The sequence below is a fragment of the Bacteroides sp. AM54-2NS genome, assembly GCF_003602935.1.
Lineage (GTDB): Bacteria > Bacteroidota > Bacteroidia > Bacteroidales > Bacteroidaceae > Bacteroides > Bacteroides xylanisolvens.
The window spans coordinates 1-15400 of record NZ_QTMZ01000043.1 but is presented as its reverse complement, the minus strand read 5'-3'; the positions used below and the strand labels follow the sequence as shown (position 1 = coordinate 15400).

General features: G+C 41.2%; 9 protein-coding genes and 2 pseudogenes. 3 read left to right on the top strand and 8 right to left on the bottom strand.

Going from position 1 to position 15400, the window contains the following annotated elements; translation table 11 throughout:
* Positions 1-9 precede the first annotated feature (9 nt).
* The 5 genes from DXA05_RS27965 to DXA05_RS20475 all read right to left on the bottom strand — a co-directional run bounded on the left by DXA05_RS27965 (position 10) and on the right by DXA05_RS20475 (position 6573).
* Positions 10-321 carry a hypothetical protein gene (locus DXA05_RS27965; protein ID WP_284515640.1) on the bottom strand — a complete coding sequence of 104 codons (312 nt, stop codon included), beginning with the start codon at positions 319-321 and terminating at the stop codon, positions 10-12.
* A gap of 22 nt (positions 322-343) precedes the next feature.
* The gene (locus DXA05_RS20485) at positions 344-1540 is read right to left on the bottom strand and encodes a RagB/SusD family nutrient uptake outer membrane protein (protein ID WP_284515639.1); all 1197 of its coding nucleotides are present in this window, start codon (positions 1538-1540) and stop codon (positions 344-346) included.
* Positions 1504-2094: a hypothetical protein gene (locus DXA05_RS27960; protein ID WP_284515638.1), complete on the bottom strand. Its 591-nt coding sequence runs from the start codon at positions 2092-2094 to the stop codon at positions 1504-1506. Before DXA05_RS27960 ends, DXA05_RS20485 begins: the two co-directional genes overlap by 37 nt.
* A 31-nt stretch (positions 2095-2125) precedes the next feature.
* Complete coding sequence (locus DXA05_RS20480) at positions 2126-5302, bottom strand: SusC/RagA family TonB-linked outer membrane protein (protein WP_128859571.1); 3177 nt, start codon at positions 5300-5302, stop codon at positions 2126-2128.
* A gap of 248 nt (positions 5303-5550) precedes the next feature.
* The gene (locus DXA05_RS20475; RefSeq protein ID WP_128859570.1) at positions 5551-6573 is read right to left on the bottom strand and encodes a FecR domain-containing protein; all 1023 of its coding nucleotides are present in this window, start codon (positions 6571-6573) and stop codon (positions 5551-5553) included.
* A 134-nt stretch (positions 6574-6707) separates the two neighbouring features.
* On the opposite strand from DXA05_RS20475, the gene DXA05_RS20470 reads away from it, so the two are divergent.
* The gene (locus DXA05_RS20470; protein WP_004315857.1) at positions 6708-7283 is read left to right on the top strand and encodes an RNA polymerase sigma-70 factor; all 576 of its coding nucleotides are present in this window, start codon (positions 6708-6710) and stop codon (positions 7281-7283) included.
* Positions 7284-7596: 313 nt separating this feature from the next.
* Here the strand turns inward: DXA05_RS20470 and DXA05_RS20460 are convergent.
* From DXA05_RS20460 to DXA05_RS20450, 3 genes and pseudogenes are all read right to left on the bottom strand, one after another.
* Positions 7597-9491, bottom strand: a pseudogene (locus tag DXA05_RS20460) (ATP-binding protein).
* Positions 9492-9607: 116 nt separating this feature from the next.
* Positions 9608-12243, bottom strand: a pseudogene (locus DXA05_RS20455) (valine--tRNA ligase).
* Between the two features lie 64 nt (positions 12244-12307).
* Positions 12308-12946 (bottom strand): hypothetical protein, encoded by a 639-nt coding sequence (locus DXA05_RS20450; RefSeq protein WP_074909407.1) that lies wholly within the window; start codon positions 12944-12946, stop codon positions 12308-12310.
* A 140-nt stretch (positions 12947-13086) separates the two neighbouring features.
* On the opposite strand from DXA05_RS20450, the gene DXA05_RS20445 reads away from it, so the two are divergent.
* Both DXA05_RS20445 and DXA05_RS20440 read left to right on the top strand, forming a co-directional pair.
* Positions 13087-14139, top strand: a complete 1053-nt coding sequence (locus DXA05_RS20445; RefSeq protein ID WP_117808969.1) for a DUF3810 domain-containing protein — start codon at positions 13087-13089, stop codon at positions 14137-14139.
* Positions 14140-14218: 79 nt separating this feature from the next.
* Positions 14219-15121, top strand: coding sequence for a WYL domain-containing protein (locus DXA05_RS20440; protein WP_117808970.1), 903 nt, complete (start codon positions 14219-14221; stop codon positions 15119-15121).
* Positions 15122-15400: the final 279 nt, after the last annotated feature.

Genomic DNA, 15400 nt, shown 5'->3' with positions numbered 1-15400 from the left:
AGAAATGTTTTATATATTGGGCAATCCATTCAGCAGGCCGTTAGAGTCATTAGGAACTGCTTTCATAATCTCCTGGGTACCGGTGTGTACTCCCAAATCTCCTGCATCCAGCAACATGGTAGTCCCGTCCGGGAAAATAAGATAGGCTGCATTCCCTCTTCCCGTGCTAATCTGATGAATGTCCAAATAACCAGCCTGCCACTCCGGAAGGTATTCATACACTTTATCTACAGCATCATCCGGAAAAGGCTTTTCCTGTTGGCAACTAGCGAATGTAGGCAGCATCATAACGGCTCCTAGAAATAATATCTTACTATTCATTGTTTTATTCTTTAATGTTCTATTAATCAATTTGTTTAACACTGTATATACCGGCTTCCTCTTTCGTCATTTCATTGCCGCCTCCATATCCCGGATTCTGTCTCAAGACGTTGCTGACGGAAATTGACTTTTCCGGAATAGGAAAGAGTTCATAATGATCGTCATTAGTAGCTTTGTGATCCCACCAGGTGCCTGTTGTATATAAGCCCCAACGACGAAGATCGGTACGACGACGCTGCTCGCCAAGAAATTCGACCATCCACTCATCGAGAATCCGATACTTGTCAATATTCGTTTCAGTCACCGGATCAGGGTCTACTTCATTCTCAAAGTTACGTTTACGCACTTCGTTGAAAAGATTGGCTGCTTCTTTCTTATATCCGCTTCTGTATTTACATTCGGCAAGCATATAATAGATTTCTGCAAAACGAAGAACCGGATAGTCAGGATTAAAAGCAAGTGTCTTGTCTGTATTGTCCGGCACCGGCAGTTTGCACAAACGTATTCCCGAATTCTCTTCTCCGGTACTTATATTGGAAGGAAGTTCATTTACGGAAGAATATTCTCCGTCTTTCACTTTCTTAAATTGTGCTACCTGGTCAACAAATTCAAGAACCTCACCCGGGTATTCATACAGTCCCGTACATTTCACCTCTGTTCCACTTCTTGATATACGTTGTAATTTTCCGTAAAGAAACATTCCTTCGTATTTGCCATTTCCTTTATATACATACAATTTCTTACGAAGGTCTTTCGCATGAAACTTGGCAAAAGGACGTCCGAGTTTGTCCGTATAAGGATCACCATTGGGTTTCAGAGATGGTTGGAGATGCATACCGTTCGTAGAGGAATAGCCGCTAAGATCGAAATAGTTCTTCGCATTATAATGATTATAACGTTCGAACTGCCACTGAAACAGAGTTCCTTTTGCATATTGCGACTGAACGGACCACATCACTTCTTTCGACTTGTTATTTTCGAAGGTGAAAGGACCGAACCAGTCTTCTTCCAACTCGTAATAGCCGTATTTACCGTCTAGTAAATCCTGACAAATCTGCGCACATTCAGCAAAGCGACTTTCCCCTGTATAGACTTCTGCATTAAAATATAATTGAGCAAGTAGAGCAGCCGCGGTTCCCTGGCGTAAGTAACCTTCTTCCAGCATATCTGCTGTTTTTTTCTCTAGTTTGGGGATGGCGGCAAGCAGGAGTTCTTCCACATAATTAAAGGTTTCCCGTGCTGTGGAACGTGGAGATTCCTCTGTGGTAGAGCGTCGGTAAATAGCATACCGCCATAGAAATCAAGTCCTCTCAAATAGAAATAGGCCACTAATGTCTGGAGCTGCATCTGATGATCTGCCTTCAGTTCTTCCGTCATACCTAATGAAACATAGTCTACACCAGCTAAGTCTTCTTTACAGGCTAAAGCCATGGCTACTCCCATACCTACTCCACGCCATGTTTCTTCGTTGTTGGGGTGAAGTGGTGTCCAGTCATGGTGTTGCAGCTGGGCGTATCGGACATCATTGTAATGTATTCCTTTTTGTGTGACACACATCTCGTCTGTTGTACATTCCTGAAGAATGGCACGGTCGAATCCGTGAAACCAACGCCAGTGCGTGAAAGAGCGTACCAGAAAAGAGTAGACAGTTTCCTTAGATGTGAAATAAGTATCCGGAGTTACTTCGGAATACCACTTCTCATCCAGATTAGTACAACCGGAGGCCACCAGAAGGGTGAGGAAAGAGATTATAATTAGAATATTTCGTCTCATATCATTATATTAGTTTATAGGTACTTTACTATTAGAATTGGATTTTCATACCAAAGGTATATCTACGAGTTTCAGGGTAAATATTATTAAACCATTCATAACCGGGATCCAAACCGTTCACATTCACTTCCGGATTCAATCCTGAATATTTTGTGAAACAGGCAACGTTACGGACGGTCAGGTAAAGATCAATCTTATCTATATACTTTTGCCATTTTTTCATGTTAAGAGAATACCCCAGGCTAATGGCATCAATCTTCAAGAATGTACCATCCTCAAGCCAGTAATCGCAAAGTTGCTTTACTTCTTTGATGTGCCGGTTATCAATGTATGCGTTGCGAAGAACATTCTGGCCTGCCACTTCAGAAAGTCCATAGTACATATTTATGGTATTGAACACATCGAAATCGATCCAGCTACGCAGGTTGATGCCTAAAGAGAGATTTTTGTAAGTGAAGGTATGATCCCATGATACCATCAATACAGGAATGGCATTGCCGATATATCGTTTGTCGTCATACGTTTTTTTATCGCTAAGGATTACATTGTCATTCTTATCATACAGAAGCCACCTGCCATTGTCCGTGATACCAGCATATTTCCAGATGTAATAGCTGCCGATTTTTGTTCCGGCCTCAATTCTACCGGCTGATCCGTTTGTACCCGGTGACGGAAATCCTACACGATCCTGATAGGTATTATTGCCCCACAAAGAGGTAATTTTGGAGGAGGAGTGTGATAGGCGCATAGTAGTTGTCCAATTAAAGTTTCTGGTTTTGACAGGTACTCCTCCTATCTCGAACTCCCATCCGGTATTCTCAAGATTACCGTAATTCATGGTGGTTGTTTCATAAACAGCGGGAGGATTGGGAACGTTGATATTATATAACATTCCGGAAACTCTTCTCTTATAGATATCAAACTTACCAAAAAGACGGTTATTCAGAAATGCATAATCCAAGCCGATGTTAAGCTCTGCTTTCTTTTCCCAGTGCAAGTCATAATTGACGTTACGGGCCGGTCCATAAGAGGTGATCCATGTACCGTTATACGGCCACATTGAATTGGAAGAATACATGGCAGTGGATGCTCCTGCAGAGAAATTGTTATTTCCCGTTACACCGTAACCAACGCGTACTTTAAGGTCATCGAGAAAACTGACGTCACGCAGAAATGCCTCATTGGATATACGCCATCCGCCTGATACTGCCCAAAATGTTCCCCAACGATGATTCTTTCCGAATTTTGACGAGCCCTCGTGGCGAACACTTCCTGTAAGCATATAGCGGTCTTTATAGCTATAATTCGCCCGACCAAAGAATGAGATAAGACGTTCACGGGGATATTTGTGGGAAGACATTGCCGCCTTTCCGTCGGAAAGCCAGCTACCTGTCCCCATATCCCAAGCCCCTACTCCATCCACAGGAAAATCGTAGTTAGTCATATTAAAGTTTTCAGAGTTATTTTCCCAATAACTATATCCGGCTACCGCACTAACCGTATGGTCGTCTGCAAAAACACGCATAAAATTGATGGTAGGTTCAAAAGAGACATTGACTGTTTTGCTATATGCATGAAATCCTCTTCCTTTATAACTTCCATTTAAAGAGGTTCTGTGTAATGCGGACGTATAATGTGTCTGCTGATACTGGCGATCTTCCCAGCCAAGAGTGGCTTGTGCCGAGAATCCGGCAGGCAAATTGAGCTTTACCGTTGCATCCGCCTTCAGCCATTTATCAACATTATCTGCCTGTTTCAACATTACTTCTGCTAAAGGATTGTAATATTCACTACCACCAACCAATACATTATATCCTGTTTCACTAGTGCTGTCATATACATGTTCCGTCGGATTCATCTTCAATGCCATGTCGAAATAGGAACTACTGCTCCGCTGATCCCGGTGTGCTTCCCGGTATTCTGTGTGCAAGCCTATTTCCAGCAAATCATCGAGAAGGTTAAAATTTGCATTGATGCGCCCCGAATAGTCTTTACGGTTGTCACCAATTGCGATACCTTTTTGATCCTGTGCCATAATAGTAGCATATATTTTAGCTGTATGGCCGCCGCCCGAGAGGTTGACAACATGGCGTTGGGAGAGTGCTCCTTCATTCAAAAGTTCACCGTACCAGTCGGTGGATGCCCCTAAATCTGTTCCTACTCCGAACCTAACGAAAGCATCACGATCAAGGACCTGCGGTCTCCTGGAAACTTGCTCGGTAGAGAGTTCGCCCGTATATGATAAGGTTATGGGACCTTCTTTTGCTTTCTTGGTAGTCACTAAGATGACACCACCGGCTGCTCTTGTTCCGTAAATAGCACCTGCAGAGGCATCTTTCAATACATCAATAGACTGAATATCTTCCTGACTGATAGAACGTAAATCACCTCCGGGAATTCCGTCTATCACAATCAAAGGAGAAGAGGAAGCATTGATGGACGCTACTCCACGCAGCTGGAAACTGGCAGAAGCATTCGGACTGGAAGTCTCGGAAACATTCATACCGGAGATTTTACCCTTTAAAGCTGTCGCAATAGTGGAGCCTCCCATTCCAGTCACTAAATCTTTGGATGATATGGAAGTGATGGAACTGGTCACTGCACGTTTCTCCATCGTTCCATAACCGATAACGACTACCTCATCCAGCAACTGATGATCTTCTTTCAATACCACTGACAAGTTTGTACGGTTTCCCACCTTTACTTCAAGAGACTGAAAGCCAATATATGAAATCACCAATATGGCATCGGAGGCAACCGTCAACTTAAATTTTCCATCCAAATCGGAAACTGTACCTTTCCCGACCACTCCTTTTTCCTGAATACTGGCACCTATTACCGGCTCTCCCTGTACATCCGATATGATACCAGATACAATCATTTTCTTTTCCTGTTGCGGTGACTGTACCTCAACAGACAGTATAATCTTCTTGTCTAGCACTGAATATCGCACATTAGTGCCAGCAAAAACTTCCTTAAGCACACTAAATATATTACTTCTATCAACTGATATAGATACGCGGCGATTCAAATCCACATGTTTGTTATTGAAAAAGAAATCAAAATCAGACTGCTCTTCAATCTCTTTTAAAATATCCTCCACCCGCTGATTGTGTACATCAATACTGATTAAAGTTTTTTGTGCATAACTATCGGACGCATAACATAGCCCGATAGAGCATACCAAGAATAAAATCAAAAGTCTCATAGATAATGGGATTTTGTTAGAAACTCGCCAAAGCGACTTTACCACCCATAAAAATTGGATGCTAAAATAATTTTGCATAAATTTGTGATGACTTAAAGTTAATAAAAAGTTTATCTAAGCTTGTCGCCAAACAAGCATCAAAAAGATTTACCGATTTCCATACGGGAAGATACGCCAATATCATCCCGTATGTTTTTTAATTAAGGGGCTCTGTCTTTCATTGCATTTTTTGTTTTAAGGTTAATCAATCAGTATATTTCTATTTTGCTCTTTTCATCCTTCATATCCGCCGAATCAAGATACCGCCAGCGGATTTGAGAAGAAAGCTGGAAGTATTCAAGGATACGTTCCAGGCGTTGGTTGGTAAATGTTCCCGTAAATGAATCTCCTTTCAAACGATCGTTTTTAATAATGAATTCCACATTATACCGTTTTTCCAACATTCGCAGGCCTTCTTCCAAAGGAGTATTTCTGAATATAATCTTACCTTCTTTCCAGGCAATCTCCGATTCTCCGGAAGTGGCATAAAGCTGAACCTTATTATCTTTTGAATCATAGACCAATTTCTGTCCCGGATCCATCATCACTTTTTTCGAGACATCATTTGATTTATAAATAAAACCGATCTTTCCTTCTACCAATGTCGCTGAAATCCGATCTTCTTTCTCGTAAGCCTCTACATTAAAATGAGTTCCCAGTACTTCTATTTGTGATTGATGGGAAGTGGAGACTATAAATTTCTTTTCCGGATTCTTAGCCACTTCAAAATAAGCTTCTCCCTGTAAAGTCACATTTCTTGTATCATTATCGAAACGTGAAGGATAACTTAGTGTTGATTCCGAATTCAGGTAAACAAGCGTACCATCGGGCAGGGTCAATGAGGTCATCATCCCAGGATTTGTTTTCACTTCCATGATTTGTGCCAATTCCTGTTCGTTTCCTCCCCAATACTGGAGCATCAATGTAACGAGAAGTGGAATGAACAAAATTGCTGCCGCACGTTGTGCCCATTGCCACCACATCGTTCCCTTGTGTCTGTTACCCGACATTCTACTTTTCACCTTCAACAATGCTTTCTCCGTATCGACTTTCTTCATAACATTAACTGTATCCGTGGCAAGATAAAGAGCATGTATCTGTTTTGCCATCCGTCGATTTTCGTCCGATTCACTCATCCACATCTCAACTTGCAGACGTTCTTCTTCCGTTGCCACCCCTCCACAATAACGGGGAAGCAGTTCTTCTATCGTATTTCTATCTGTTTTATCCATATCTATTTTTATTGCCTTTTACTATAAGACAAGGGAAAATAGGAAGACTCCTAAACTAAAAACCATTTTTTTTCAAAAAATCTCTGTTTCTATCTAAAAAAGCTATATTTGCAGTTAAATTATGGAGCTAATACATGAAAGGAACTTATCAATCAGACAATGATTTTCTATTATCAGCCGTTCAACGCGGAGATCAAAAAGCGTTCGATACACTGTTTCGGAGATATTATCCGATGCTGTGCGCGTATGGTCACCGGTTTGTCGAGTTGGAAGATGCAGAAGAGATTGTAGAGGATTCTCTTTTATGGATTTGGGAAAATCGGGAAACACTGGTTATCGAGTCTTCTCTTAATTCTTATCTTTTTAAGATGGTGTATCGCAGGGCTTTGAACAAGCTTGCACATATCGATGCCACCCAACGGGCGGATACCCGCTTTTATGAAGAAATGCAGGAAATGCTGCAAGATACGGACTATTATCAGATTGAAGAACTTGCAAAACGGATTGAAGATGCTGTCGCGGCATTGCCCGAAAGTTATCGGGAAGCTTTTGTGATGCACCGATTCCGGGATATGAGTTACAAGGAGATTGCAGAAACACTGGGGGTATCGCCCAAAACAATAGATTACCGTATTCAACAAGCGTTAAAGCAACTGCGCGTGGATTTGAAAGATTACCTCCCGTTACTACTACCTCTCTTATTTCCCTAGAGAGACGAAACATATAAGTAACCACCAATATTATTTCATTTGGCTATTACCTGTCAGCTAAAGTATTAATAGATAACTTGCGTTGTATTAAAGATAAACTTACGTTCCTCTAAGACTAAAGTTCCCTTTGACCTGGAACAAACTATAAACGAAAGTTCCAATTATATAAATGCAACCTTCATTTTTATAAATGCAAGTTTCATTTATAAAAACAAAGCTTCCGTTTATAGATTTCTCTTAGACAAAAACAACTTTGGCAGCAAGGAAAAGGAAGTTTGCAATAAGGAGACAGTAACTTATCTATTAACTAACTTCATCTCTTTCTATAAGGAAGCGTAAACCAGAAAGTAGATCCTTTCCCTTCTTCTGAATCTACTCCTATTTCCCCCCGAGACGCTCAACAATCGTACGACAGATGGAAAGTCCTAAGCCGGTACCTTGAATGAATGGGTTATATTTTACGAATCGTTCGAAAACATGTTCACACTGTTCGTTTGACATACCACAGCCGGTATCTGATACATAAAAATAAATAGTATCGGTGTCTGTCATACGATACCCCATACAGATAGTGCCTGTTTGAGTAAATTTGATAGCGTTATTGACAAAGTTGGCAAGCAATTGTATCAGTCGATTCTTATCAATATAAAAAAGACAACCCGGCAAGCGTTCGGTAAATGCAAGGGTAACATCACTGTTTTTCAAACGTAACCGCATACTTTGTTCGATTTCCTCCATTGTCTGATTAACATCGATCGAGGAAGGATAGAAATCAAATGTTCCGGCTTCAATCTTCGACAAATCCAGAATATCATTAATTAATTGGAGCAATAAGTCGGTATTTGTTTCGATGATATCTGCGTACTCGCGCATTTCGACAGGATCTTCTGTATGGGGAAGCATATTTGAAAAGCCCACGATTGCGTTCAAAGGAGTACGTATTTCATGGCTCATGTTCGCCAAAAAGGCAGATTTCAATTGATTAGCCTGCTCCGCTTTCTCCACCGCTTCACTCAAACGGCTATACGCTTTCCGAAGAATACGAATATAATAGACAATAGCAGCTATCAAAAGTAATAGAAAAACAGAACTAGCAATAATCTTAACATAGTGTTGCTGAAAAAAAGTTTGAGGTTTATCAATATATACTGCATCGTCGGGATAACGACTTGACGGAATATTATAAGACTTTAATACAGGATAACAAAGATAGGAATTTCCTTCCCCTCCCACTCCACCCGGGATATTGCGGGCTTGTTCTCCATTCAATATGCGATTCAGGATTTCCAGCAAAGAATCGCAAAAAGACTCCGTCGATACATAATATCCTCCTGCGAAAGTATTGTTCGATAAATTTTCGGGAGATAGCAAAAACAGAGGTGAGGGAGTAAAATTGGTTATAATTTCCTGTATGTGGTCGAAAAGGTAGTTGTTATCATTTTCATTATGAGACTCAAACCAGGAATAGTAAATAATCCCTGTATTAGGTTTATAACTATGCAGGGTATCCAGCAACATTTCTGTCGATAATTGAGTGGTAGAAAGCAGATCCAAACGTAAATCCGGAAAATTCTCTTCGACGGCTTCCTTTACATCTCTACGGGTTTCTTCACTAATATATCTGTCGTCTGAAATAAATGCCAGACGTTGCATATCCGGTATTAGTTTATAAATCAGTTCCACTGTTTCCTTCACATAATAATGCTGCTTTAAAAGTGTCAGATTATAGCCTCTTCTCCATTCTTCACCGGGGACACTATTGGTTTCTGTTAGTGGAGCATGAGACAGCAAAACGTCGAGAGAAGCAGGCAGGCGGTCGCGGGCATTTGTCACTATTACCGGAACGTCTTTCCATACGTCATCAAACAGTTCACGGCAGACAATCCATCCCGGATCTCCAATCAGGACAATGGCAGCGGGAGCTACCGGGTATTTCTCACGCAAATGGGTGACTACGGCATCTGCTTCCATCTTATTCACCAAAGCTGGTACGGAAAGAGATTCCGCTTTGGCAGATATCCCCTGCTTCTGAAGAGCATCGTGTATGCACCAATAAAAGTTTTTAGCCCAAGGCAGATTAAAATTAATAGAGTTTAAAACCAGTACTTCTTTATTTGTTGTTTCAGTTCGGGCTGACACAGATAATAAGAATCCTTCTATAAAAAGGAATAAGCCTAAGAATGAGATGGTTCGGAGTACTTGTTTCATTTGTGATGTTCTATAATAGCTACGGCAAAGGTAGTATTTATTTCTATTTCGCAAAAAAAAGGCATCTCAAAATTAATTGAGATGCCTTATATTATATAAAACCAGGTATCAAAGAGTTATTTCTTCAACAAGATAGTAAGGCTTTCTTTCAAAGAACGAATGATACTTTCCGCATCCGCCTGTTTCTTGCGTTCAAGTTCTATGACGGCTGCCGGAGCATTGTTCACGAATTTCTCGTTGCTCAATTTCTTCACGATGCCTTGCAGGAAGCTTTCCTTATGTTTAAGTTCGGCCAATAGACGAGTGATTTCCGCATCTATATCAATCATGTCAATCAATGGTACGGCAAATTCTGTCGTTCCAACCATGAAAGAAGCAGCACCTTCTGCTTTTTTGAATACTACATTAATAGCAGAAAGGTTACACATCTTGATAATCACCGGATTCATTTTTTCTACCGGATGACTATCCACAACCTGCAATTCGAGTTGTTCCTTCAAAGCAATATTCTTCTGCAAACGAATACTGCGAACATTGCTGATAATTTCCTTAGCCAATTCAAATTCTTGCAGGAATTTCTCGTTTACCTCAAGAGGCTCCTTCATGAGAGTAACCATCAAACTTGCACCCGGTTCGCGCTCACGCAGTTGTTGCCACAGTTCTTCTGTGATAAACGGCATGAAAGGATGCAGCAACTCAAGCAGACGTTCGAAAGAACTAAGCACCATACTATAAATAAAGCCATTAATGGGCTGTCCATAAGCAGGTTTCACAATTTCCAGCAACCAGGAAGAGAACTCATCCCAGAACAGTTTGTAAACCAACATCAATGCTTCGCTCAAACGATATTTAGAGAACAAATCGGCAACTTCAACCGCAGCTGCATCCAGTCTCTGGTCGAACCATTGAACAGCCAGATGAGCCTCGGGTGGAACCGGAATGGAACCTTTGCCATTAGTCCATCCTTTAATCAGACGGAAAGCATTCCATATCTTGTTGCAGAAGTTACGTCCCTGTTCACAAAGGGCGTCGTCGAAAAGAATGTCGTTTCCGGCAGGAGCTGAAAGCATCATACCCATACGTACACCGTCGGCACCATATTTTTCAATCAGTTCCAATGGATCGGGAGAGTTACCGAGCGATTTAGACATCTTACGTCCCTGTTTATCACGAACAATTCCTGTGAAGTATACGTTCTTAAACGGCATCTGTCCCTCGTATTCGTAGCCTGCCATAATCATACGGGCTACCCAGAAGAAGATAATGTCCGGTCCTGTCACAAGGTCGCTTGTCGGATAGTAGTATTTGATTTCTTCGTTGCCCGGGTTGTTGATTCCGTCGAACAAAGAGATAGGCCACAACCAGGAAGAGAACCAAGTGTCCAGGCAATCTTCATCCTGACGAAGGTCTTCCATTGTCAGGGCGGCATTACCCGTCTTTTCTTTTGCTTTTGCCAGAGCTTCCTCGGGAGTAGCGGCTACTACATAACCACCTTCCGGCAGGAAGTATGCAGGAATACGATGTCCCCACCACAACTGACGGCTGATACACCAGTCTTTGATGTTTTCCATCCAGTGACGGTAGGTATTCTTGTATTTGGCAGGGTAGAATTTCAGATCGTCGTTCATTACCGGAGGCAATGCCATATCTGCAAAATGTTGCATCTTGAGGAACCATTGCATAGACAATTTCGGTTCGATCACAACGTTGGTACGTTCCGAATATCCTACCTTATTAGTATAGGCTTCTATTTTTTCGAGCAATCCGGCAGCTTCGAGGTCTTTCTCTATTTGTTTACGAACATCGAACGGTCCATACCGATATACATACCGGCAGCTTCGCTCAATGTACCGTTGTCATTGAAAATATCGATACTAGGCAAGTTGTATTTTTCACCCAGCATATAGTCGTTTACATCATGGGCCGGGGTTACTTTCAGACAACCCGTACCGAATTCGATGTCTACATAATCATCCTCAATCACAGGAATGACACGGTTTACCAGCGGAACGATCACTTTCTTTCCTTTCAGCCATTCGTTCTTCGGGTCGTTCGGATTGATACACATAGCCGTATCACCCATAATTGTTTCAGGACGGGTTGTTGCAACAACCGCGTAGCGACCTTCCGGATCACCTTCTACTTTATAGCGAAGGTAATACAGTTTTCCGTGTTCTTCCTTGTAGATTACTTCCTCGTCAGAAAGGGCAGTCAAGGCTTTCGGGTCCCAGTTTACCATGCGGACGCCCCGGTAGATCAATCCTTTATCGAACAGATCGACAAATACCTTGATTACACTTTCGCTACGTTTCTCATCCATAGTGAAAGCAGTACGATCCCAATCGCAGGATGCGCCGAGTTTACGGAGTTGTTTCAGGATAATACCACCGTGCTCGTCTGTCCATTCCCAGGCATGTTTCAAGAATTCGTCACGAGATAGATCGGTTTTCTTGATACCTTGAGAAGCGAGTTTGTTTACAACTTTAGCTTCGGTAGCAATAGAAGCGTGGTCAGTTCCCGGCACCCAGCAAGCATTCTTGCCTTCCATACGGGCACGACGAACTAAAATATCCTGGATGGTATTATTAAGCATGTGTCCCATGTGTAACACACCGGTGACGTTCGGGGGCGGGATGACGATGGTGTAAGGTTCACGGCCATCGGGTTTTGAACTGAATAATTTGTGGTCCAGCCAATACTGGTACCACTTTCCCTCCACGTCAGCGGGATTGTACTTACTTGCTAATTCCATATTGTTTTATGTATATGATAATGTATATTCTAAAAATAACGGGTGCAAAATTAATAATTTAAATTCAAATCTTACCACCCTCGGGGTGTTTCTGTGCACGGAAAGAGAATTTATATCCCTCATAAAGAGCGAATCCGTAGAACAGGGCAGTCATCGACATTACATTTTTCAACAGAATAGAGAATATCTCTCCATAGTCTACACCTGCCAGGACTTGAAAATAACCCATTTCATAATCTTGGGAGATATATCCGATAATAGACAAGAAATCACCTAAGATGCAACTAACCAGAGATAATGCCGCACCGATAATTCCAAAAATGGGACGTATTCCCTTGCCCTGCCGCATCGCAAAACCTACCATGAATCCGATAGCAATGGGCATAAACCCAATCTGACGACCTGTAGAAACGGAGATCAGCCCCCATGCCACCGCACCAACGATGCATGCGACAACTGCACACAATACTCCTTTGGGCAGGTTCTCTTCGGCAAGCATTTCCTCTTCTGTCATGGATACCGGAAAGTCTTCCGGCTTGGGAGGCGCTAATCTTTCCAGTTCCTTATCTTGCTCAAAACTGTCACATTCTTCTTCAAAAGCGGGAAGTTCTCCGGTACGTTTACAAACGAGTCCTTTTCCGTTCACAAAATCACGTGACACGCAATTCCTGCAATACTTTTCTATTTCTTCTGATGTAGCCATCTTATCCGGTTTATGTTGAATAACTTTCTCTGATTACGCAGGTACACAAAGTCACTGTTAACAGATTTTTTGCAAATATAGAGGTATTTTTTCGCGCAACGTTTATTAAATGCATATTTTTGTTGACTGATTTTATACAAATGATGAAAAATAAGCCAAATGTAAGATATTTAGCCTTAGGAGCATTATTAATCCTGGTGTGGCTAACGCAATGGATTCCTGCTCTGGCAACGATCTATTCTCAAACAATCTATCCCCTTATCTCCTACGTCCTGTCGTTTTTTTCCGGTTTATTTCCTTTTGCCATAGGGGATTTATTTATTTTCCTTAGCATCACAGGCGTGATTGTTTATCCCTTTTATGCCCGTCTCCGCAAGCAGTTGCCTTGGAAGAAAATCTTATTGCGCGACGGGGAATACTTATTATGGATTTATGTATGGTTCTATCTGGCATGGGGCCTGAACTACTCGCAGAAAAATTTCTATCAACGAACAGAAATCCCGTATACCGCCTATACTCCCGAGATTTTCCAAGAATTCGTAGATGATTATATTACTCAACTGAACCGCTCGTATACTCCTGTCAATAGTATCAATCAAGATTTGATACGAGAGGAAACTGTGCGAATCTATCATCAGTTAAGTGATAGTCTGGGCGTACATCGCCCTCCACACGAGCATCCGAGAGTAAAAACAATGTTATTCACTCCCTTCATTTCGATGGTAGGGGTAACGGGTAGCATGGGGCCTTTCTTCTGCGAGTTTACACTCAACGGAGATTTGCTTCCCGTTAATTATCCGGCCACTTATGCTCACGAACTAGCCCATTTATTAGGTATCACCAGCGAAGCGGAAGCTAATTTCTATGCTTATCAGGTTTGCACCCGTTCAGAAGCGATGGGAATCCGTTTTTCCGGATATTTTTCTATATTGGGACATGTATTGGGAAATGCGCAAAGATTACTACCGGAAGAAGAATACACCCGACTGTTTAAACGCATCCGACCGGAAATTATCGAATTGGCTAAGAATAACCAGGCGTATTGGGCTGCCAAGTATAGCCCTGTGGTCGGTGCTGTGCAGGATTGGATATACGATCTTTATCTGAAAGGGAATAAGATAGAAAGCGGACGGCAGAACTACTCGGAAGTAGTGGGGCTGCTGATTTCCTATCAGGAGTGGAAAAAGAAATAAATATAGATTGTGCCTTGTTTTGGCACATAGTATTCTGATCTTTGCAACGTTAATATAAAACGGATAGACTAATTTCTTTATGGCAAAAGATCTTTTTAATAAATATCTCTGGTTAGTAGATACAATCTATCGGGCTGGAACAATAACATTAGATGAAATTAACCGTAAATGGCTGCGGTGTGAAATGAGTAACGGAGAGAAAATCCCAAATAGAACTTTTCACAATCACCGGAAAGCCATTGAAGAACTATTCGACATTAACATAGAATGCGATAGACACAACGGATGCAATTATTATATAGAAAACACCGAAGAACTTAAAAAAGAAGGACTCAGAAAATGGCTGTTAAATATATTTGCAGTCAATACAGTCCTTAACGAAAACCATAAATTAAGAGATAAAATACTACTGGAAGAATATCCTTCAGGAGAACAGTATCTGATACCAATCATTGAAGCTATTGATAATCATATAACGTTGGAAATAACATACCAAGGCCATTGGCAGGATAAATCATGTACATTTCAAATTGAACCTTATTGTATAAAGACCTTCAAACAACGTTGGTATGTGGCAGCAAGAAGTCCGTATTATGACAAAGTATTGATCTACTCTCTTGATCGGATACTCGAAATGGAACAAACAGACTTACCGTTCGAGTATCCTCAAACTTTTAACCCTAAAGTCTACTTCGATAATAGCTTCGGGGTTATTGTTGATGAAGAATATGACGTAGAAAAAATCAGCATAAAAGTATATGGAAATCAATGCAAATACTTCCGTTCTCTCCCGTTGCACCATTCTCAAAAAGAAAGTGAAACACACAGCAACTATTCCATTTTTAATTATAGATTGCGCCCTACTTATGATTTCTGCCAAGCCATCTTATCACATGGAGATTTTGTAGAAGTCTTGAAGCCTCAATGGTTCAGAATTCAAATTGGAGCAACTATTCAAAAAATGCATCAACTATATGAATAAATATCATCACAGGTGTATTGAAATGAGTATTCATTAGTAAATATTAAAGCAGTCCGGTCATATTTTCTGATAAGATTCTTTCAATTCTAAAAAATGTTTCTTAGTTTTGCAATGTACAACCATTAAAACAAGTAGTAAGAAACAGAGAACAAAGATTTTCAGACATATTGGTAACCATTCTATTTTCCGCCTTGACATAAGTTGTTAGCCGCCATATCTTTGCGCCGTAACCTTTAACAAGAATGATTATGGCAAAAGAAAAAGTAAACTATCAGGAGG

Coding starts and splice junctions, on each gene's coding strand:
- DXA05_RS27965 (WP_284515640.1), bottom strand. CDS start 321: ATGAATAGTAAGATATTATTTCTAGGAGCCGTTATGATGCTGCCTACA.
- DXA05_RS27960 (WP_284515638.1), bottom strand. CDS start 2,094: ATGAGACGAAATATTCTAATTATAATCTCTTTCCTCACCCTTCTGGTG.
- DXA05_RS20480 (WP_128859571.1), bottom strand. CDS start 5,302: ATGAGACTTTTGATTTTATTCTTGGTATGCTCTATCGGGCTATGTTAT.
- DXA05_RS20475 (WP_128859570.1), bottom strand. CDS start 6,573: ATGGATAAAACAGATAGAAATACGATAGAAGAACTGCTTCCCCGTTAT.
- DXA05_RS20470 (WP_004315857.1), top strand. CDS start 6,708: ATGAAAGGAACTTATCAATCAGACAATGATTTTCTATTATCAGCCGTT.
- DXA05_RS20450 (WP_074909407.1), bottom strand. CDS start 12,946: ATGGCTACATCAGAAGAAATAGAAAAGTATTGCAGGAATTGCGTGTCA.
- DXA05_RS20445 (WP_117808969.1), top strand. CDS start 13,087: ATGATGAAAAATAAGCCAAATGTAAGATATTTAGCCTTAGGAGCATTA.
- DXA05_RS20440 (WP_117808970.1), top strand. CDS start 14,219: ATGGCAAAAGATCTTTTTAATAAATATCTCTGGTTAGTAGATACAATC.